We start from the raw sequence: 18,281 nt of genomic DNA, 5'->3' as shown, positions 1-18,281 counted from the left end.
GCTGCACTTCGGTGGTGGCTTGTGGCCTCCGAAAACTTAGCGCTTCAGGTTCGTCAGTTCCTGCAGCACTTCGTCGGAGGTGGTGATGATACGCGCGTTGGCCTGGAAGCCACGCTGCGCAACGATCAGGTTGGTGAACTCTTGGGAGAGGTCCACGTTGGACATTTCCAGCGAGCCGCCGGACAGAGTGCCGAGGCCACCGCTGCCAGCAGTGCCCAACTCAACTTGGCCGGAGTTCGCCGTGACGCGGTACGACGACGAGCCCGCCTTTTCGAGGCCGCCAGGGTTGGTGAAGTTAGCGAGGGCGACCTGGGCAACGATGGCCTGGGCACCGTTGCTGAAAGATCCCACCAGAGTGCCATCCGGCGACATGGTGAAGGACTCCAGCGAACCGGCTGCGTGGCCGTTCTGGCTGTCGAAGGCCACCGTGCTCAGCCCGGCGTAACCGGTGATGGCAGCCAGATTTACGGGGATGCCGCCAGCCAACGATGTATCGGAAGCCGCCGTGGGCTTGCCGTCCGCTCCGAACGTCAAGGTCGCGGTGGCAGTCCCGTCTGTCACGGTCCAGGACGAACCGGGTTCCTTGGTGAACTTCAGCTGCAAAGTGCCCTTTGTGCCGTCTTCGGAAAAGACCTCGACGTCGCGAAACATCTCAGTTCCGTCGGCAGCATCGGAGGGCAAGTTGCCAGCCATCACGGCTGAGGTTGTCTCTTTGGCGGGAGAGATGGCATCCGGGGACAGATCAATGGCGGTGACGGGACCGCCCGTTGTGATAACTCCGCCGGTAGCCATCCAGCCCTGCAAGATCGCACCATCCGGCGAAACGAGATTGCCGTTCGAGTCCAGTTCAAATGCGCCGGCGCGGGTGTAGAACTGTTCGCCGCCCTTGCTGGTGACGAAGAAGCCGTCGCCGGAGATCATCATGTCGGTGGCTTTGCCGGTGGCCTGCGAGGAGCCCTGGGTGAAGTTGGTGGAGATGCCGGCAACCTGCACGCCGAGGCCCACCTGGGCCGGGTTGGTGCCGCCGGCCTGGGCCTGCGGGCCGCCTGCGCCCTGGGTCATCTGGGACAGGGTGTCCTGGAACTGGACCGAGGAAGCCTTGAAGCCGGTGGTGTTGACGTTGGCGATGTTGTTGCCGGTGACATCCAGCATGGTCTGGTGCGAGCGGAGACCGGAGATTCCGGAGTAGAGCGAGCGGAGCATGATCAGCGCCTTTCGGATCGTGGAACGGACGAGTGATTCAGTGACTGGAAAAATCTGTTGCTTGCAAAAGCTGGGTTAGGACATAACAAGTCAGGCGGCGCCCCCACTGGTCCCCGAGCCCTCGGTGCCGGAACCAACCGAGGAGGCACCGGCGTCGTCAGCGCCTTGACCAGCGCCGGGGTCCCCCGGCGCGGCGGCGCTGATGCCGGCAACCAGATCCAGCGGGATCTCCTTGCCGTCCACGATCACCTGCGGGACCGGCCCGGCGTAGGACACCGAGCTGGCCGTGCCGGTGATCAGGGAGCCGTCCTGGCCGTAGTAGCTCACCTGCTGGCCGACCAGCGCCGCGGCAACGCCGCGCATCTGCAGGGAGAAGTTTTCCTCGCTGGTGGTGGTCATGGTCGCGATGCTCTCCATCATGGCCAGCTGGGTGCTCTGCGAGATCATCTGGTTGGTGTCCATGGGCGAGCTGGGGTCCTGGTTCTGCAGCTGGGTGACCAGCAGGTGCATGAACATCTCGCCGTCCATGGTCTGCTTCGGCGCGCGCGTCGGGGGCGTGGTGTACATCCCGGTGGCCGCGACGGGCGTGACTGAGTCGGTGGGCATGGTTCTCCTTGTCTCAGGCCAGCACGTCGAGGCTGGTCGAAATCCCGTAGGGACGTCTCAGGGCTGATGGATCGGTGGTGTCAGCGGCAGCGCCGGCGGATGTTTCCGAGAGCCCGTGCTGGCCTTGCGAACCGCCGGCAGGCCGGCCGTCGGGCCCGAACTGCGTGCCGGGTCGGTCATCGTTCGGCCGGTTCTGGTTGGACAGATCCAGATTCGCGTTCATGCCGGTCGACGCAAGATCGCGCTTCAGGTCGGCCATGATGGCACGCAGCGCGTCGCGGCCAGCGTCGTTCGGCGCGAACAGCTCCACCCGTACACCTTCCCCCGTCACATGGGCGCGAACCGTGACCGGTCCCAGATTGTCCGGCGTGACGCTGATGGTCATCACGTGCTCACCCGGCTTGGCCTGCGCCAAGGTGAACAGCGGCCGGGCCACCTGCGCGGTGAAGGGCAACTGCTGGTGCGGCGGTACTGGAGCGGGCGCCGAGGTCGGAGCCGTCGCCGCGGGTTGGGACACCGGGGCGGGCTGGGCTGCGACCGGAACCTGGCCGTTGGCCGGCAGCTGTTCTGCCTCACCACGGGCACCGTTGGCCGAAGCTGTGGCTGCCACGGCCGCTGCGCTTGCCCCTGCGGTCGCAGCAGCTCCACCCTGAGCCGCGCTGCCCGGGAGCATTTGTCCGGGAAGTACGACGCCGGTGGGCAGCTGTGCAGCTGGGGTCGCCTGCGCGGGTGGCTGGGCCGGGGCGGTCTGCGCGAGCGAACCAGCCGACTGGTTCTCGGGTGCTTCCCCATCGACGGCTGCGGGCGCGGAGGCGGCTGCGGTCCTTTGGGCGGCCTGCGCATCCGCGGCGGACGCAGAGGCAGCACCCGGAGAACCGGTTGCGTCCGTGAGGGTGGTGGCTCCGAGAGCATCCGGAACTGTGCCAGCGCCGACCGGGGCTCCGGTTCCCGGTGCAGCCGGGCCAGTCCCGTTAACGAGGCCGGCAGCAGACTGGCCAGCAGCAACCGCCGTGCCGGCGCCTGCCTGTGGCGCAGCAGCAGTGGCCGCTGTCGCCGCGCCAGCGGCTGTCCCTGCGCTGTTGGCGGGAGAGGTAAGCGTGGCGACCCAGTCGTCGGTGCCGCCGGTACCCGCTGTGCCCGCTGTGCCCGCCAACTGGGTGGGCAGCGCGTCGGCGGAGGCAGCCGCCGTCGGCGTTCCCGCAGCTTCACCCAGCGCGGGAGCACCAGTTGCGGCGTCGCCAGCCAACAGGGTTTGACCGACGGCCAGCGGCCACCCCGCCGGGACGCCGAGGTTCTGCGTCGTTGCAGCGGTTTCATCAGGGTTTTTAGCGTCTCCGGGGGTGCCGGAAGGTCCGGTCGTTGCCTGATCGCCGGTCCCAGAAAGCGTCGAACCGGCGCCGGTCCCAGCCGCCGCGGATCCGGTCTGTCCAGCGGCCCTGCCGGCCGGGGCGCGGCCCCCGGTGGAGGCAGCGGCGTCGTGCTTGGACGGCTTGTAGGCCGAATCCTGCTGGAGCGCGTCCTGCATGGCGGAGTCAAAGCCGGGACCGGAGGAGCGCGAACCGGACGCGTTGCCGCGGGACGGCGAAGCGGCGGGGGCGATGGGAAGGGAGTTCACGGGGAGGCTCATGCTCTCTGTCCTGTCGCCATGGCTGCCTGCGCGGTGGCCAGCAGGTCCGTCATTTGTCCGGAACCGGCGGAAGAACCGGTGGCGCCCTGGCCGGCAAGCATCGAACCGAAGCCGGTGTTGCCGGTCTGGCCGGAGAGCATGGCGCTGATCGCGCCGGCGGTGCCGTTCTGGCCGCTCAGCATCGAGCCCAGTCCGGTGGAGGTGGAGAGCTGGGCGGCGCCGATCAGTTCGGTCAGCGCGCTTTGCTGGTCGGCGGTCAGTGGGCTGGAACCGGCAAGAGCGCTGGCAGCAGCGCCAACACCGCCAGCGGCCTGGACCGTTGGCTCATCGGGCAGGATGCGGCGGATGGTGGTGATGTTGGAGTCGTTCTCCCAAGCGTCGCGGACCTTGATGGTGTCGCCGGGCTGCGGGGCATCGATGGCCTTGCCGTTGCCCAGGTAGATGGACACGTGGCCGCCGTCGAAGCTGAAGAGCAGGTCTCCGGGCTTGGCGTCGGCCATCGAGGCTACCGGAGTGCCTTCCTTCATCTGGTCCCAGGTGACCCGCGGCAGGTCGATGCCGACGTCGCGGAAGGCGTGCTGCACGAAGGAGGAGCAGTCCAGCCCGACGGAGGCATCGTTGCCGCCCCAGACGTAGGGCAGGCCCACATACTTCTCGGTGGCAGCGATCAGTTCGGCGGCTGACCCGCTCGCGGCGGTTCCGCTCGCGGCGCCCGCAGTCCCGGCCGTGCCGTCTGCACCGCCGACCGCGGAGCTGCCCGTGGCGGCGGTGAGCGCGTCGGCAAAAGTGCTGGCCGTGCTGCCGCCGGCGCTGCCGCTGCCGGACGTGCCGGAAGCGGCCTCAGCGGCAACGGCGGGCTGGGTGAGTTGGGTCAGGGTGGACTGGATCTGCTGGATCCGGCCCATCGTGTCGGTCATGCTCATCGTCCGTCACCGCCCCGGCCGCCGATGGACAGCTCGTCCAGCACCAGCTGCTCGCGGCGGAGCTCTTCGACGGACTCGGCCTCAAGGTGCCGGGTCTCCAGCTTTTCCAGCCCCACGGACTGCTTGCGCACGGCGAGGAACTCCTGTTGCGCCTGGTATGCCTCGTGCTGCCGGGTGCGGTCCAGGTTCTCCAGATCGGCCAGCATGCTGCGCGAGGCGGACCGGGCCGCGGCCACGGCATGCAGCGTGGCGGCGTCCGAGACCTCGCTGATGATCTCGCCCAGCTCGTTCCGGGCGGCCACCACCCGGGCACCGGACTCGCGGGCGCGGTGGTTCGCGGCGGCAAGGTTGCCGGCGGCCTGGTCCTGCTGGAGCTGGCGCAGCCGCAGCAGCCCGGCCAGGGGGAAGGATCGAGCCATCTCTACATACCTCCGAGAGTGCGGGTCAGGCGGTTCAGCTGATCCCAGGACTGGGCGGAGGGCGTCTGGTCGTCCATCCGCTGCTGCAGGAACAGGTTGATGTCGTCTTCGTGCTGCACGGCCGCATCAACCATCGGGTTGGATCCGGGCTGGTAAGCGCCCACGTCCAGCAGGTCCTGCGCCGCTTTGCGGGCCGCGAGGACCTTGCGCAGGGCGCCGGCGGCCCGGGAGTTCTCCGGCGTATTCACCTTGGAGGCCACGCGGGAGATCGAACCCAGCGGGTCCACCGACGGGTAGTGTCCGGAGACCGCGAGCTTCCGGTCCAGCACCACGTGCCCGTCCAGGATGGAGCGGGCGGAGTCGGCGATCGGTTCGTTGTGGTCGTCGCCGTCCACCAGCACCGTGTACATGCCGGTGACCGAGCCGGTCTCCGCCGTGCCGGCGCGTTCCAGTAGCCGGGCCAGCACGGAGAAGGTCGACGGCGGGTAGCCCCGGGTGGCCGGGGGCTCGCCGACGGAGAGGCCGATTTCGCGCTGGGCCATGGCCACGCGGGTAAGCGAGTCCATCATCAGCATCACGTCGGCGCCGCGGTCGCGGAAGGACTCGGCGATCCGGGTTGCAGTGAAGGCGGCACGCAGCCGCATCAGCGCGGGTTCGTCGGAAGTGGAGACCACCACAATGGAGCGCGCCAGGCCGGCTTCGCCCAGGTCGTCCTCGAGGAACTCGCGGACTTCACGGCCGCGCTCCCCCACCAGCGCGATCACGGAGACCTCGGCGTCGGTGCCGCGGGCGATCATGGACAGCAGCGAGGACTTGCCCACGCCGGAGCCGGCGAACAGGCCCATGCGCTGGCCCTTGCCCACCGTGGTCAGCGTGTCCAGCACGCGCACGCCCAGCTGCAGCGGGGTCTCGATCCGTGCCCGGTGCATGGCGGACGGGGTGTCGTTGTCCAGCGGCACCAGTTGATCGAAGACCAGCGGGCCCTTGCCGTCGATCGGCCGGCCCATGCCGTCCAGCACCCGGCCGAACAGCCCGACGCCGGTCGGCACCAGCACCGGAACGCCCTTGGCCTTGGCCGGCGTGCCCGTGTTGATCCCGGTGAGCCGGCCCAGCGGCATGCAGCGGATGCTGTCCCGGTTGGTGGCCACCACCTCGGCCTCCACGCCCTGGCCCTCGCCGATCACCACCAGGTCGCCAATGGCACAGTCCAGGCCAATGATTTCGACGCCGAGGCCCACCACCGAGGACACCATCCCGTAGCGCTGCGGCGCGGCAGCGGCCAGCGCGTCGGCGAAACGGTCGGCGCGTGGGCGCCAGGCCACGGCGGTCACTGCCGCACCTCCAGCAGCGCGGCCCTGGCGCGGCCAAGCGCGGTGCCGATCCGCGCGTCCAGGAAGCCGTCGGCGAATTCGGTGACCGCGTCACCGGGGGCCAGCGAAGAGTCGGGGCTGAAACCCACGCCGGCCTGGCTGCGGATCTCCGGCGCCAGCATGGTCAGGTCGGCCGGGTTCATCCGGACGGTGTGCACGCGGGAGGCATCCACTCCGGCCAAAGCCCGGGTGAGGGCCGAGCGCGCGGAGGCATCGCCGTCGGACAATTCATGGCCCAGGATGGCCTCGGCCAGCTCGATGGCTGCCGCGGCCAGCGTGTTCTGCGCGGCGGCCAGCACCGGTGCCGCGCGTTCTTCCAAGGCGCGCGTGGCAGCACCTAGCGCGGCCACGGCCTGCTGCACACGGGCGCGGCCGTCGGCCGTCATGGCGGCGTGGTGCTGCTCCATGGCCAACTGGCGTGCGCGCATCATCTCGGCGCCCTCGCGCATGCCGGCGGTGTAGCCGGCGGCATGGCCGCGGACCTTGGCCTGCTCGAACGCCCGCTCCTGCGCCTCGTCGTCGCTGCGCAGCTCGGTGTAGGCCACCTTGGAGAAGTTCTTCGCCCCGGTGTTCAGCTCCGGGAAGCTCAGCCTGGAGAACGTCGCGTCAGTAGACATATTCGTCTTCCTCCACGCCCCGCTGGACCGTGATGATGCCGCTGGCTTCCAGCTCGCGGATGGACCGCACAATGTCCGCGCGCGCCTCTTCGATCTGCGACATGCGCAGCGGGCCGGTGGCGTTGATCTCGTCGTCGAGGATGTCGCGGTTGCGTTCGGAGACGTTCTTGCGGATCAGTTCGGTGACCGGTTCGCTGGCGCCCTTCATCGCCACCGCCAGCACCGCAATCTCGATGCCGCGCAGCACCTGCTGCACGTCGCGCGGTTCCAGCTTGGTGATGTCTTCGAAGGTGAGCATCCGTGAGCGGACTTCCTCCGCCAGCTCCGGGTCGCGTTCGTCCAGCGCCTCCAGCAGCGCGCGTTCGGTGGCGACGTCGGCGCGGTTGATGATGTCCACCAGCGGCTGCACGCCGCCCACCACCTCCACCTGCTGGCGGGGCACGACGGCGCCGGCCCGCACCTTGAGCGTCTCGGCCACGATGGTCACGGCCTCCGGCGTGGCGGTGCCCATGGTGGCGATGCACTGGGCCACCTCGGGCCGGACCGACTCGTCCAGACCCGCAATCACCGCGGAGGCCTGCTCCGGGCGCATGTGCGCCAGCACCAGGGCAATGGTCTGCGGGATCTCGCCGCTGAGCAGCGTGATCAGCTGGCTGGGATCTGCCTCGTCCATGAACTCGAACGGCTTGCCGGCCATCGAGGTGGCCAGCCGGTCCAGCACGCCGGCGGCTTTCTCCGCACCGAAGGAGGCCGCCAGCAGCCCGGCGGCGAACTCCTTGCCGCCGCGCGGCCGGCGCCGGCCCTTGACCGTCATGTCGTGGAATTCCTTGAACGCCTCTTCGGCGACCTCGGGATCCACCCGGCCCATGCCCACCAGCTCGGCGGTAATCAGCTCGGCCTCGGCCTCGCTGAAGCGCTTCATCACCTCGGCGGCCCGGGCCTGTTCCATCTGCATCAGCACCACCGCCACCTTCTGGGTGCCGGTCAGTGCGGTCAATAGCTCGCTCATGCGTTCTGCTTTTCATCCATCAAGGACCGCAGGAAGTCCGCGGTCTTGTCCGGTTCCTGGGCGGCCAGGGCGTCGATCTCGGCCCGCTTGCGGTTCATGTCCTTCTGCTCATCGGACAGTTCCGGCGGTCCGGTGAGCTCCAGTGCGGTGGTCGACGGGGCGACCACGGGGATCGGTTCCGGTACGATCACGGGCTTCGGCGCGGGCAGCTGCAGATCCTGCGGGGCCTCGATTTCCGGCTGGAAGTCCTGCAGCTCGCCCAGGTCCACCGGCTCGCGGTTCTGGCGGCGGGACCAGCGGGCATAGACCAGCAGGGCGATGATCACCAGCAACACGATGCCCGCGGTGATGATGGCGGTGCGGATCAGCTCGGCCTGGCGCGCGGCTTCCTCGGCGGCCTGTGCGGCGGCCAGGGCCTCGGCGGCATCCTGTGCACCGGCGGTGTTGAACGGCACCAGTTCCACGGTGACCTGGTCGCCGCGGTCGGCGTTGATGCCGGCGGCGGTGGTGACCAGTCCCTCGATGTTGGCCAGGTTCAGCGCACCGGCGGCGTCGGCATCCAGCGCCACCGAGACAGTCTGGCGGTTGATCGCGCCGGCCGGGATGGCACGGGTCTCGGTGACCTTGTTCAGCGCGTTGTTCTTGGTCTCCGACTCGGATGTGAAGGTTCCGTCGCCCGCGGCGTCGCCGGGTACGGCGATGTTGTCCGGGCCCAGCACGCCGGCCGCTCCGCCGCCGGATCCCTCGTACTCTTCGGTCTCCGTGGACTCGTTCAGCGCGGGCGCGCCGTCCGGCGTCGTGAAGGTCTCTTCCACGCGTTCGGCGGACTCGTAGTTCATGTCCGCGGCCACCACCACCGAGGAATTGCCCGGTCCGACCACGCGGTCCAGCATGGTCTGCACGGAGGCGCGGACGCGCTCTTCGTAGTCGGAGGCCTGCTTGTCCGCGGATCCGGTGGCGCCCACGCCGACGGCGGACAGCACTGTGCCGGCGGCGTCAATCACGGCCACGTTTTCCGGCTTCATCCCGTCGATGGACGCGGAGGTCAGGTGCACGATGGCCTGGACCTGGTCGGCCCCCAGCGTGGTGCGCTCGGTGTCCACGAACACGGAGGCGGTCGGCTCGCCCTTTTCGGAGACGAACACCGTCTCCTCCGGGATGGCCAGCCGCACGGAGGCGGTCTTCACGCCGTCGACCGCTTCAATGGTGTTGGCCAGTTCGCCTTCCAGTGCGCGCTTGTAGGTCACCGACTGCTGGAACTCGGAGGAGGTCACGCCCATGTCGTCCAGCAGCGAATACCCGCCGGTGGAGGAGCTCGGCATTCCGGCCGCGGCGGCCTTGAGCCGCTGGTCGTAGACGTTCTCTTCCGGGACCAGGATGGTGCCGCCGCCGTTGGTCAGCTCGTACGGGACCCCGTCGGTTCGCAGCTGCTCAACGATGGTGTTGGCGTCGGCCGCGGCCAGCCCGGAAAACAGCGGTGTGTAGGAGGGCTTGGACGCCCACGCCGTCAGGGCGGCGATGCCCAGCACGACGACGGCGATGCCGATGATCGCGATGGTGCGCTGTGCGACGGTGAATTCGCGGATGGTTTTGCCCAACCGCGAGAGCCAGGAGGAGACTGTGGCGGGCATTAGGCCTGCATCCTCATGATCTCGTTGAAGGCGTCAACGCCCTTGTTCCTGACCGCGGCCACCAGTTCCAGCGTCACCGCGGCGCGGGTGGAGGCCAGCGTCGCATTGTGGATGTCATTCAGGTCGCCGGTCACGGCCTGGATCGCCAGTTGGTTGGAGGTCGACTGCAGCTGCTGCAGGTTGTCGACGGCACCGGTGAGCGAGGTGGCGAAGCCAACGCCGTTGGTGGACTGCGGGGCCTCGGCGGCGGGCAGGTACCCGGTGCCGGTCACGCCCTGGATCGGCGGAATGGAAGAGAGCGGCATCAGTTGCGTCCAATCTGCAGGGCGGCCTCGTAGGTGGACTTGGCCCGGTCAACCACGGCAGCGTTGGCCTGGTAACCGCGCTGGGCCATGATCAGGGCGCCCATCTGCTGGGACATATCAATGTCCGGGTAGCGGACGTAGCCGTCCTCGTCGGCCAGCGGGTGGTCCGGCTGGTGCACCATGGTGCCTTCGGCGTCACCGAACTCGGCCCCGGCCACGTACACGCCGGAGACGCCCTGGCCTTCCTGGGCCACCACATAGCGGGCCTGGAAAGCGGCGCCATCGGTGCTGGTGGCGTTGTTGGCGTTGGCCAGGTTGTCGGAGACGGCGTCCAGCCACTTGCGGTGGACGGTCAGGCCGGTACCGGCGATTCCAATGGCATCGAAAGTCATTAGTTGGTCCTCATCGCCGTGCGGACGCCGCTGAACGGACCCTCCGCGGCCCGGGCTGCGAACTGGTAGCGCAGCACAGTTTCAATGTTGGAAAGGGTCTCGGTATCCAGGTTGACGTTGCTGCCGTCCAGCCGCGTAGGCTCGAGCGAGCGATCCATGCTGGCGCTGGCGCTGCCGTCTCCGCGGGCTACCGACTTGGCCAGCGCTTCCTCGAACTGCACGCGCTGGGCATGATAGCCGGGGGTATTTACGTTCGCGATGTTGTTGGCGATGGCACGCTGGCGCATGGCGAGGCCGTCCAGGGCGCTCTGCATGGCAGCCCCCGTCACAGATTCGAACACAGCAAGACCCGTCTTACTACTGGCATGTGGTCGGCCGATCCATGGCCTGTTCGGTGAGCTATCCGTGCTCACTATCCAGCTATCGGCACGCAGACGGGAGTGCGTTAGGTAAATCTTGAGATTGGTTAACCGTTTACATCAAGGTAGACGGAACGACCGGAGGTGGCGCGGGTGGGAACGGCCTCCAGGAACGCCAGTTCCTGCCGGTTCTGCCGCATGTCGGCGCGCAGTTCACGGATCGCTTCCTGCTGGGCGGCAGCCAGCTTCGTGGCGCGCTCCACCAATTCGTTCGGGATCGGCCCGAGCCCCTGCGGTGCCTTCCAGCGCACGACGGCGGTGCGCCGGCTTGCGTCCGGTTCCTCCCCCTCGCTGGTGGCTTCGGCAGCACTTGCCAGCGTCAGCTCCAGCTCATCGAGGACTTCGATCCAGCGGCGGAGATCGCTGGTGTCACTCTCCGAGACGTTGTCCGTGTCGCTCATCGGCATCTCAGGCGATGCCAAGTTCGCCGCCCATCCCGGTGCCGCGGGCACTCTGTGCCGGGAGCTGATCGGCGGCTTCGTGCCAGGCCTCGCGTAGCGGTTCCAGCAGCTCGATGCACTCGCGGGTCCGCGCGGCGTCGCGGTGGATGTTCGCGTTCACCATCGCGTTGAGCGTGTAGGTGTAGAGCGCCTTCAGGCCCTCTCCCCCATCCCACACGTCGGTCTTCAGCGTAGACAGCAATTCGGACACAATAGCCTGCGCATGGATCAGGTTCTCCGATGCCACCGACCACTGCTGAGCCTGCTGTGCAGCCTCGGCCCTATTCAGGTCCAGCAGCAGCCGGTCGTACAGCATGGTCAGCAACCGTGCCGGTGTGGCAGACATGATCGCATCACGCTGGAACTGATTCCGTTTTGCCTGGGCCCCGAAGCCCGGCCCGTAGGTCAGTGTCATTTCTTGTTACTCCCCCATGCCGGCAGGGTGGCCAACTGCGAACTGAGCCAGTCGCCCTGCGATTGCAGGCTGTTCAGCGTTACTTCAAGCTGCGCCCAGGTACGCTCCAGTGTGGAGCGCCGGGACGCCAGGCGCGTGTCCCAGCTGGCCACCTGGTCATTGAGCGATTTCACCAAAGACTCCTGGCCCTGGATGCGCTTGGTGATCGCGCCGTCGTACTTGTCCGAGGCATCGGTGGAGGCAGTAGCCACGCGGCCGGCGATCGTCTGAACGACCTTCTCGGCCCAGGCGGAGTCTTCCTTCAAAGCCTTGCTGAACTTTTCGGCATCGAATTCGATCGCGCCGTCCTTGGTGATGCTGATGCCGATTTCAGACGGCGACCGGCCATCGATCGGGCCGATGGCTGCCTTCATCATGCGCTGTTCAATATCGCGCACGCTACTGTCGCCGGTGAAGATCCCGCCCTTGGTCGTCGTCGACCCCGAGGACGTGGAAACGTTGACCGATGAGTTCTTTGAAATGAAGGAGAACAGACTGGTCAGGCCGTCGACCAGTTCTTTGGCCTTGGCAGTTGCTGCTTCATCGTCACGGGTTACGGCTATGGACGACTTTTCGCCTGTAGGCGTATCGGAAGCCAGGGTGACACTGACTCCTGGCAGAAGATCGGTAAAGGTGTTGGATGACGACTTGATGCTCTGCTGGCCGCCCCAGATCAGAATTTCGGCGTCCTGGGCCTTGCTGACTTCAAGTGTGTCGAGGCGATCGACACCGAGGCTGATGGAAAACTCCCCCGCGGCGCCGGGCGCCTTCGAAGCAAATTGCAGCCTGTATTGGGGATTGGCCGGGTCGGTGCCGACGGAGACTTTAGTTGCGGCAACCCCTGCCCCGGATTCGTTAATGGCCGTCACCACTTGATCGAGGTTTTTTCCGGTCGTGTCAACGTCTATTTTTCGGCCGTCCTGGAGGGCGATCGTCAGGACGGTTGCGCTTTCGGGCCAGTCGCTCAATAGAGCGGAGACGGACACCTGGGCTTTGGCCAGTTGGACGACCTCAAGGTCGATTCCGCCTGCCGACGCGCCTTTTGCCGTCGTCACCGAAACTCTGTCCGAACTGCTGGTACCGGCAAAGGTGTCCAGCGACTTGGGCTTAGCGGTTTCTGCGGCGACTTTGCCCAGATCGGCGATACGTGTGTTGAGCGTCTGGAGTGCGCTGACCAGCGTTTGGGTGCTGGAGACCTTGTTTTTCAGCAGGGACTGTGGACGCGCTTCCAGCTGCATCAGCTGGTTAATCATGGTCGCGGTATCAAGACCGCTGACCAAACCACCAATCGAAAACGCCACGCCAGTTCCTCCTGAAAGAAGCCTGTTTAGTAGTGCGAATGCCGACGCCCGGCAGCGAAGTGTGTGAGGTCCAATTCTTATCCCTCGCTGCCGGGCCGCATTCAGCCGTTAGCTACCCGGTTTAGCCGAGGAGCTGCAGCACACCCTGGTTGATCTGGTTGGCCTGGGCCAGCATTGCCGTGCCAGCCTGGGACATGATCTGGTTCTTGGTGAACTTAGCCATTTCCGAAGCCATGTCGGTGTCGCGGATACGCGATTCCGATGCCGACAGGTTCTCTGCGGCGATGTTCAGGCTCTTGATCGTGGACTCGAAGCGGTTCTGGTATGCACCAAGCTCGCTCCGGGCCGTCGAGACGTTCACGATCTGCGCGTCGATGGCAGTGATGGATGCCGCAGCGTCACTGGCACTCGCGAACGCGAGGCCGGCAACAGCGGTACCGACAGCGAGTGCACTGGCACCCGACAGATCGATGGCAATCTGGTCGTTTGCCGCAACGCCGTTGGCGCCAACCTGGAAGGTCAGAGCGGTCGCCGTGCCGTCCAGAAGCTTGATGCCGTTGAAGTTCGTGGAGTTACCGATACGAGTCAGCTCCTGGCCGAGCTGGGTAACCTCGGCCTGGATAGCGGTCCGTGCTTCAGCGTTGTTGGAGTCGTTACCCGACTGAACAGCCAGGTCACGAACGCGCTGGAGGATGGAGTGGACCTCGGTCAGGCCACCTTCAGCGGTCTGGATAACGGAGATGCCATCCTGGGCGTTGCGGGCTGCAACGTTCAGTCCGTTGACCTGGGAACGCAGGCCCTCGGAGATGGACAGGCCGGCTGCGTCATCGGCAGCGCGGTTGATGCGCAGGCCGGTGGACAGCTTCTCCAGGGACTTGGAGATGTCGTTCTGGGTGTTGGACAGGTTGCGGTACGAGTTCAGGGCCGCAACGTTGGTGTTAATGGCGAAAGCCATGATGAAACTCCTCCATGAGATGGTACAAATTCACCGGCCCGTCCATGGGCTGGCAACTGTAGCTATCGGAGGGAGTTGTGCGTTGGTTAGGAGATTTCTGAAAATATTCCAGATCTCCACGCGGCGCTGGCGCGCCTAGGTCGATCAACGCGTGCTCGGTGCTGGCATCCTGGGGCCGATCAACGCGTGCGGGAGCTGGCGCGCACTGAGTCGATCAACGTGAGAGAGGATCTCCACGCGAGCCTGTCGGCCCTTGGTCGATCACCGGACGGCTAGGAAAGGGCTGTCTGGTGCTGGCGGGCGAAGCGAGTGATGCCGCCGACCGTCTGATCGGCCAGAGCCGTCAGGTACGCATTCCTACGGGAGGGCGCAATCCGCGACTCGGGCACATAGGAGCCACCGCCGTCGTCGGAATAGTGGGTATGGAGGCCGTCGCGGAGCAGGCGGATAGCCTCAGAGCGCTGCTGCGAGACGGCGGAGTGAGTGGCGCCGACTTCTTCGGCGATCTCCTTGACAGACCGATCCTCGAAGTAGATCTGCTCCACGATGTAGCGCATCTTCGGGGGAAGGTTGTGCACCGCAGCCTTGAGGAAGGTGAGGCGTTCCTCAGTGAGCAGAGAGCCTTCGGGGGACGCGGTTTCGGATACCAGGAGTTCAGCCGTGGTGTCATCCAGCGCGGAAACCGTCCGGGAAGCGTCGTCCAGTGCCGCCTCGGCGGTCTCGCGGTCAACTCCGAGGGCAGCAGCAACTTCGTCGACGCTCGGGTAGCGGCCCAACTCTGCTGTCAGGGTTTCGCGAACGGACAGAGTTTCTTTGATGCGCTTGCGTACCGAGCGGGGAGCCCAGTCGATGGCCCGCATCTCGTCCGCGAAGGCGCCGATAATCCGCCGTCGGGCGAAGGCGCCGAAGGGAACGCCCATGGTCGGGTCGAAGGCATCCGCTGCAGTTATGAGGGCGACTGAGCCGGCGGAGGCCAGATCGTCGCGGGAAAGATGAGTGGCCTTGGCACACACTTCGGAGACCAAATATCCGACGAGCGGGAGGTTTTCAACCACCAGTTCGTTACGGTCAGCACGTTCCACTGACATGTCCCCCTCCGTGCCAAGATACGTGGATGCATCATTCCGATAGAACACCGAGGGGTGCGGCCCCGGAAGAACGATTCATCTCTGGGTGAAACCTATCATCAAATATTTCTAACGGACAGGGTCTTGGGGCCGATAGATAGGAATGTAGCCATGCCGTTACTTTCAGTTCATCTAGTGGCGGCCTTTTGACGCGGAACGTGGGGGCGTATCCGCAGAATCAACCAGGGGAGGTGCCTGACGTGGGAGCCCATGAACTGTCCGCCATGCTGTGGCACGAACGCGAACTTCTTGAATTGTTGGTCTTCAAGCTCGAAGAGGAGCAACTGCTCCTGACCGCTGGCAAGTCCCGTTGGCTGCAACACGCCACCCGCGAGGTGGAACAGGTGCTGGAGCGACTGCGCGACGCCGGCCTGGCCCGCACGGTGGAGGTGGCTTTACTGGCCCGGGAGTGGGGCATGCAGGAAGGTGCCACGCTGCGTGAGCTCACCGACCAGGCTCCGGAAGGCCCCTGGGGTGAAATTTTCAAGGGCCATCTGCAGGCGCTGACCCAGCTGACCTTGCAGATTCGAGAGCTGCGGGACGTGAACGAGAAGTTCCTTCGCGCCGCGGCCCGCTCCACTCAGGAAACGCTGGCTAATTTGAATCCCGACGCCGGGACCTACGACTCCCACGGAACGGCAGGTGTTTCGGGTAACCGATCCCAGCTGTTCGACACAACGATCTGAGGTTTTCGCAGTGAGCACCTTCAGCGGCCTGAACACCGCATACACGGGACTGGTGGCCGCCCGCCAGGGCTTGAACGTCGCGGGCCAGAACATTGCCAATGCCAACACCGAGGGTTACACCCGTCAACGGATCAGCACGTCGTCGATCGGCGCGCTGGAACGCACCGGATTGCTGACCGGCGGAGTGCAAATCGGACAGGGCGTATCGGTGGACGCGATCGCCCGGCTGGGCGACATGCACCTGGACACACGCGTCCGTTTCTCCGCCGGCGTTGCCGGATATTCTGCAGTGCGGGCCAACACGATGTCCGCCTTGGAGGCGTCGCTTCGCGAGCCGGGTGAACACGGCATCTCCACCCAACTGCAGGAATTCTGGGCCTCTTGGCAGGCCCTGTCTAACCGCCCTGATGATCCTGCTGCCGGCGGCGTGGTGCTGGAAGAAGCCAACATTCTGGCCAACATGATCAGCCGTGGATACCAAGAGGTCCGCGAGCAGTTCTCGCGCCTGCGCTCTAACGTGGACACCATGGCCGCAGAGGTCAACGGCACGGCGGCGCAGGTGGCTAGCCTGAACGAAAAGATCCGATTTGCTGTAGCCAACGGCGGTTCTGCCAACGAAATGATGGACCACCGCAATTTGCTGACTGAACGGCTGGCGGCCCTCACCGGTGCCACAGTGCGCCAGGGCAGCGACGGCCAGGTGGACGTTCTGATTGGCGGCAACGCGCTCGTTACCGGCCCCAATGCGCAGCGCATCACCGTTGCGGCCGGTTCAGATACAGACATCTCGGGCGGGAACGGCGTTCATCTCGCGTGGGAAAGCCCGAGCCGCGCGGGCATGCCGGTAGTGCTCGAGGGCGGCGAGATCGCGGGTGCGCTTTCCATGCTGGGTGGAACCGATGGCGGCCCGCTGCGAAGCGCCGCGAAGGACTTCAACGCGTTTGCAGAGGACCTGGCCGGAAAAGTCAACGGCGTATATAGCCAGACCGACCCGGCAAACGCGGCGAAGTTCTTCAACTTGGATCCCGCCGATCCGACCCCGGCCGCGCTGAAGCTCAGCGTTGCCATCACGGATGTCAGCAGTCTCAAGGCCGGCAAACCCACGGATGGCGCATTGGATGGGTCTGTAGCGGATGAAATGTCGCAACTGGGCATCGGTGCGGGCTCTCCTGACCGGTTCTGGGAGAACATCGTCACCAAGATCGGCGTTGCGGCTAAGACAGAACTGCAGCAAGCGAACCTCGCCGACATCGCCTCGCAGTCAGCTAAGACGTTGCAGCTTTCCAACGCGTCGGTGGACCTCGACGAGGAAAACGTCAATTTGCTGTCCTATCAGCACGCTTATCAGGGCGCGGCTCGAGTGATGACGGCGATAGATGAAATGCTCGATACGTTGATCAACCGCACCGGATTGGTTGGGAGATAGTCCATGATTTCGCGAGTCACTAACCAAACGATGAGCAGCTTTGCCCAGCGCAACCTGCAGGACAATATGGCACGCATTGCCAAGCTGCAGCAACTGGCGGCCGGCGAGTCGCTGATCACCCGCCCGTCGGACGACCCGACGGGCACTGCCGATTCCATGCGCACTCGTGCGGATATCCGCGCCAATGAACAGTACAAGCGCAATATCGATGACGCTAATGGCTGGCTTACCACTGCCGATTCAGCCCTCGGCACAGTCACGTCTCTGCTAAACAAGGCCCGTGATCTGACCATTCAGGCAACCAACGGATCTGTATCACCGACAGGCCGCGAAGCCATCGCCCTCGAGCTGGAAAGCATCAAGGGAAGCCTGCTCGATGCTGCCAACACGAAATATTTGGGTCGCAGCGTATTTGCCGGCAACTCTGATGGTGCCGCGGCCTTCAACCACACAGGGAACGCAGCGCCGTACACCTTCACCGGCCCGAATTCCCAAGTGGACCGCCGCATCGGCCCGGACATGACGGTCCGCGCAGACGCTGAAGGTGCCAAGATCTTCGGCAGCGACCCGGCAGACGGAAGTGCAGGCAACTCTGTCTTTGCATTGCTCGATACGCTTGCCGCCGAGGTCCGCGCAGGCGACGACGTCAGCAGCCGTTTGAACGATATCGACATTCGACTCAACACCGTGATCAACGCCCGCGCCGAGATCGGCACCCGCCATGCCCAGATCCTGAAAGCCCAGGAGACGAACTTGGACGAAGCTGTTTCGCTGGAAGCCCGCCGCTCCGGGATCGAGGATCCCGATATCGGCAAGGTGGTCCTGGACCTCAAGATGCAGGAAGTGGCCTACCAGGCCGCCCTGCAGGTCACTGCCCGCGTGCTGCAGCCGACGCTGATGGACTTCCTGCGATGAGCGCTTCGCTGACCTTTGTGGCTCCTCCCCCGGGCTTGGCTCCGCTGGTGGACTTCACCTTGGACGAGATCGACGGCGCGGCCGGCCTGTACTCCTTGCAGCCGGTGGCCGAACCGGCCAAGCGACTGTTCGTGCTGGACGCCGCGACGTACCTGAACCAGTACACGCCCGTGATTTCCGACGACGACCGAGCCGCGCTGGACCTCAACGCCTCCGAGGACGCCATGGTGCTGGTCGTCGCCAACCCGGCCGAAGCCGGCACTACCGTGAACCTGATGGCTCCGATCGTGGTCAACGTCCACACCGGCGTCAGCGCCCAGGTCATCTTGGAGGGCCAGGACTGGCCGCTCCGTGCAGAACTGACGCCGAAGGCAGCCTAGCAACAGCTGTGTCTTCTGCTGCCTACCCGCATAGTGGTGGGAGAAGTCAGACGTCTAAAACTATTGAGCTTTACGC

The 18,281-nt window shown here is 65.7% G+C and carries 21 protein-coding genes; 4 read left to right on the top strand and 17 right to left on the bottom strand.

Annotation, left to right across the window (positions count from 1 at the left end):
- Positions 1-36 precede the first annotated feature (36 nt).
- The 17 genes from ACWF5H_RS16865 to ACWF5H_RS16785 all read right to left on the bottom strand — a co-directional run bounded on the left by ACWF5H_RS16865 (position 37) and on the right by ACWF5H_RS16785 (position 14,753).
- Positions 37-1,203, bottom strand: a complete 1,167-nt coding sequence (locus tag ACWF5H_RS16865; RefSeq protein WP_452038245.1) for a flagellar hook protein FlgE — start codon at positions 1,201-1,203, stop codon at positions 37-39.
- A gap of 90 nt (positions 1,204-1,293) precedes the next feature.
- Positions 1,294-1,809, bottom strand: coding sequence for a flagellar hook assembly protein FlgD (locus ACWF5H_RS16860; protein WP_452038243.1), 516 nt, complete (start codon positions 1,807-1,809; stop codon positions 1,294-1,296).
- A 13-nt stretch (positions 1,810-1,822) separates the two neighbouring features.
- The gene (locus ACWF5H_RS16855) at positions 1,823-3,424 is read right to left on the bottom strand and encodes a flagellar hook-length control protein FliK (RefSeq protein WP_452038241.1); all 1,602 of its coding nucleotides are present in this window, start codon (positions 3,422-3,424) and stop codon (positions 1,823-1,825) included.
- Between the two features lie 8 nt (positions 3,425-3,432).
- Entirely contained in the window at positions 3,433-4,353 is a 921-nt protein-coding gene (locus tag ACWF5H_RS16850; protein ID WP_452038239.1) for a C40 family peptidase, read from the bottom strand.
- Between the two features lie 2 nt (positions 4,354-4,355).
- Complete coding sequence (locus ACWF5H_RS16845) at positions 4,356-4,778, bottom strand: flagellar FliJ family protein (protein ID WP_452038237.1); 423 nt, start codon at positions 4,776-4,778, stop codon at positions 4,356-4,358.
- A 2-nt stretch (positions 4,779-4,780) separates the two neighbouring features.
- Positions 4,781-6,109: a FliI/YscN family ATPase gene (locus tag ACWF5H_RS16840; protein ID WP_452038235.1), complete on the bottom strand. Its 1,329-nt coding sequence runs from the start codon at positions 6,107-6,109 to the stop codon at positions 4,781-4,783.
- Positions 6,106-6,765 (bottom strand): FliH/SctL family protein, encoded by a 660-nt coding sequence (locus ACWF5H_RS16835; RefSeq protein ID WP_452038234.1) that lies wholly within the window; start codon positions 6,763-6,765, stop codon positions 6,106-6,108. Before ACWF5H_RS16835 ends, ACWF5H_RS16840 begins: the two co-directional genes overlap by 4 nt.
- Positions 6,755-7,774: a flagellar motor switch protein FliG gene (gene fliG, locus ACWF5H_RS16830; protein WP_452038233.1), complete on the bottom strand. Its 1,020-nt coding sequence runs from the start codon at positions 7,772-7,774 to the stop codon at positions 6,755-6,757. Before fliG ends, ACWF5H_RS16835 begins: the two co-directional genes overlap by 11 nt.
- On the bottom strand, positions 7,771-9,405 hold the full coding sequence (gene fliF / locus ACWF5H_RS16825; protein WP_452038231.1) for a flagellar basal-body MS-ring/collar protein FliF: 1,635 nt from the start codon (positions 9,403-9,405) through the stop codon (positions 7,771-7,773). Before fliF ends, fliG begins: the two co-directional genes overlap by 4 nt.
- Positions 9,405-9,710, bottom strand: coding sequence for a flagellar hook-basal body complex protein FliE (gene fliE, locus ACWF5H_RS16820; RefSeq protein WP_452038230.1), 306 nt, complete (start codon positions 9,708-9,710; stop codon positions 9,405-9,407). The genes fliF and fliE overlap by 1 nt, the downstream gene beginning before the upstream one ends.
- Positions 9,710-10,102 carry a flagellar basal body rod protein FlgC gene (locus ACWF5H_RS16815; protein WP_364644335.1) on the bottom strand — a complete coding sequence of 131 codons (393 nt, stop codon included), beginning with the start codon at positions 10,100-10,102 and terminating at the stop codon, positions 9,710-9,712. The genes fliE and ACWF5H_RS16815 overlap by 1 nt, the downstream gene beginning before the upstream one ends.
- On the bottom strand, positions 10,102-10,443 hold the full coding sequence (locus tag ACWF5H_RS16810) for a flagellar basal body rod protein FlgB (RefSeq protein WP_452038228.1): 342 nt from the start codon (positions 10,441-10,443) through the stop codon (positions 10,102-10,104). The genes ACWF5H_RS16815 and ACWF5H_RS16810 overlap by 1 nt, the downstream gene beginning before the upstream one ends.
- A 125-nt stretch (positions 10,444-10,568) precedes the next feature.
- Complete coding sequence (locus ACWF5H_RS16805) at positions 10,569-10,922, bottom strand: hypothetical protein (protein ID WP_452038226.1); 354 nt, start codon at positions 10,920-10,922, stop codon at positions 10,569-10,571.
- Between the two features lie 7 nt (positions 10,923-10,929).
- Complete coding sequence (gene fliS / locus ACWF5H_RS16800; protein ID WP_452038224.1) at positions 10,930-11,376, bottom strand: flagellar export chaperone FliS; 447 nt, start codon at positions 11,374-11,376, stop codon at positions 10,930-10,932.
- Positions 11,373-12,716 (bottom strand): flagellar filament capping protein FliD, encoded by a 1,344-nt coding sequence (gene fliD / locus ACWF5H_RS16795; RefSeq protein WP_452038222.1) that lies wholly within the window; start codon positions 12,714-12,716, stop codon positions 11,373-11,375. Before fliD ends, fliS begins: the two co-directional genes overlap by 4 nt.
- 121 nt (positions 12,717-12,837) lie before the next feature.
- A complete protein-coding gene (locus ACWF5H_RS16790) occupies positions 12,838-13,671 on the bottom strand; it encodes a flagellin N-terminal helical domain-containing protein (RefSeq protein ID WP_452038221.1) in 834 nt (277 codons plus the stop codon).
- Between the two features lie 272 nt (positions 13,672-13,943).
- Positions 13,944-14,753 carry a sigma-70 family RNA polymerase sigma factor gene (locus ACWF5H_RS16785; RefSeq protein WP_452038407.1) on the bottom strand — a complete coding sequence of 270 codons (810 nt, stop codon included), beginning with the start codon at positions 14,751-14,753 and terminating at the stop codon, positions 13,944-13,946.
- Positions 14,754-14,998: 245 nt separating this feature from the next.
- Here ACWF5H_RS16785 and ACWF5H_RS16780 point away from each other — a divergent pair, with 245 nt between their 5' ends.
- Genes ACWF5H_RS16780 through fliW form a run of 4 tightly spaced genes read left to right on the top strand, consistent with a single transcriptional unit; the run spans position 14,999 to position 18,205 of the window.
- Complete coding sequence (locus ACWF5H_RS16780; protein WP_452038220.1) at positions 14,999-15,484, top strand: flagellar protein FlgN; 486 nt, start codon at positions 14,999-15,001, stop codon at positions 15,482-15,484.
- Positions 15,485-15,494: 10 nt separating this feature from the next.
- Entirely contained in the window at positions 15,495-16,910 is a 1,416-nt protein-coding gene (gene flgK / locus ACWF5H_RS16775; RefSeq protein WP_452038219.1) for a flagellar hook-associated protein FlgK, read from the top strand.
- A 3-nt stretch (positions 16,911-16,913) separates the two neighbouring features.
- A complete protein-coding gene (gene flgL, locus ACWF5H_RS16770; protein WP_452038217.1) occupies positions 16,914-17,825 on the top strand; it encodes a flagellar hook-associated protein FlgL in 912 nt (303 codons plus the stop codon).
- Positions 17,822-18,205: a flagellar assembly protein FliW gene (gene fliW, locus ACWF5H_RS16765; RefSeq protein ID WP_452038216.1), complete on the top strand. Its 384-nt coding sequence runs from the start codon at positions 17,822-17,824 to the stop codon at positions 18,203-18,205. Before flgL ends, fliW begins: the two co-directional genes overlap by 4 nt.
- Positions 18,206-18,281 lie beyond the last annotated feature (76 nt).

The sequence above is a fragment of the Arthrobacter sp. NPDC055138 genome, assembly GCF_053607305.1.
The sequence above is the reverse complement of the archived record's forward strand: the minus strand, read 5'-3'. Positions and strand labels throughout refer to the sequence as shown.

Bases quoted from the DNA above. Each gene is read 5' to 3' on its own strand.
- ACWF5H_RS16865 (WP_452038245.1), bottom strand. From the start codon at position 1,203: ATGCTCCGCTCGCTCTACTCCGGAATCTCCGGTCTCCGCTCGCACCAG.
- ACWF5H_RS16860 (WP_452038243.1), bottom strand. From the start codon at position 1,809: ATGCCCACCGACTCAGTCACGCCCGTCGCGGCCACCGGGATGTACACC.
- ACWF5H_RS16850 (WP_452038239.1), bottom strand. From the start codon at position 4,353: ATGACCGACACGATGGGCCGGATCCAGCAGATCCAGTCCACCCTGACC.
- ACWF5H_RS16845 (WP_452038237.1), bottom strand. From the start codon at position 4,778: ATGGCTCGATCCTTCCCCCTGGCCGGGCTGCTGCGGCTGCGCCAGCTC.
- ACWF5H_RS16835 (WP_452038234.1), bottom strand. From the start codon at position 6,765: ATGTCTACTGACGCGACGTTCTCCAGGCTGAGCTTCCCGGAGCTGAAC.
- fliG (WP_452038233.1), bottom strand. From the start codon at position 7,774: ATGAGCGAGCTATTGACCGCACTGACCGGCACCCAGAAGGTGGCGGTG.
- fliF (WP_452038231.1), bottom strand. From the start codon at position 9,405: ATGCCCGCCACAGTCTCCTCCTGGCTCTCGCGGTTGGGCAAAACCATC.
- fliE (WP_452038230.1), bottom strand. From the start codon at position 9,710: ATGCCGCTCTCTTCCATTCCGCCGATCCAGGGCGTGACCGGCACCGGG.
- ACWF5H_RS16815 (WP_364644335.1), bottom strand. From the start codon at position 10,102: ATGACTTTCGATGCCATTGGAATCGCCGGTACCGGCCTGACCGTCCAC.
- ACWF5H_RS16805 (WP_452038226.1), bottom strand. From the start codon at position 10,922: ATGAGCGACACGGACAACGTCTCGGAGAGTGACACCAGCGATCTCCGC.
- fliS (WP_452038224.1), bottom strand. From the start codon at position 11,376: ATGACACTGACCTACGGGCCGGGCTTCGGGGCCCAGGCAAAACGGAAT.
- ACWF5H_RS16790 (WP_452038221.1), bottom strand. From the start codon at position 13,671: ATGGCTTTCGCCATTAACACCAACGTTGCGGCCCTGAACTCGTACCGC.
- flgL (WP_452038217.1), top strand. From the start codon at position 16,914: ATGATTTCGCGAGTCACTAACCAAACGATGAGCAGCTTTGCCCAGCGC.
- fliW (WP_452038216.1), top strand. From the start codon at position 17,822: ATGAGCGCTTCGCTGACCTTTGTGGCTCCTCCCCCGGGCTTGGCTCCG.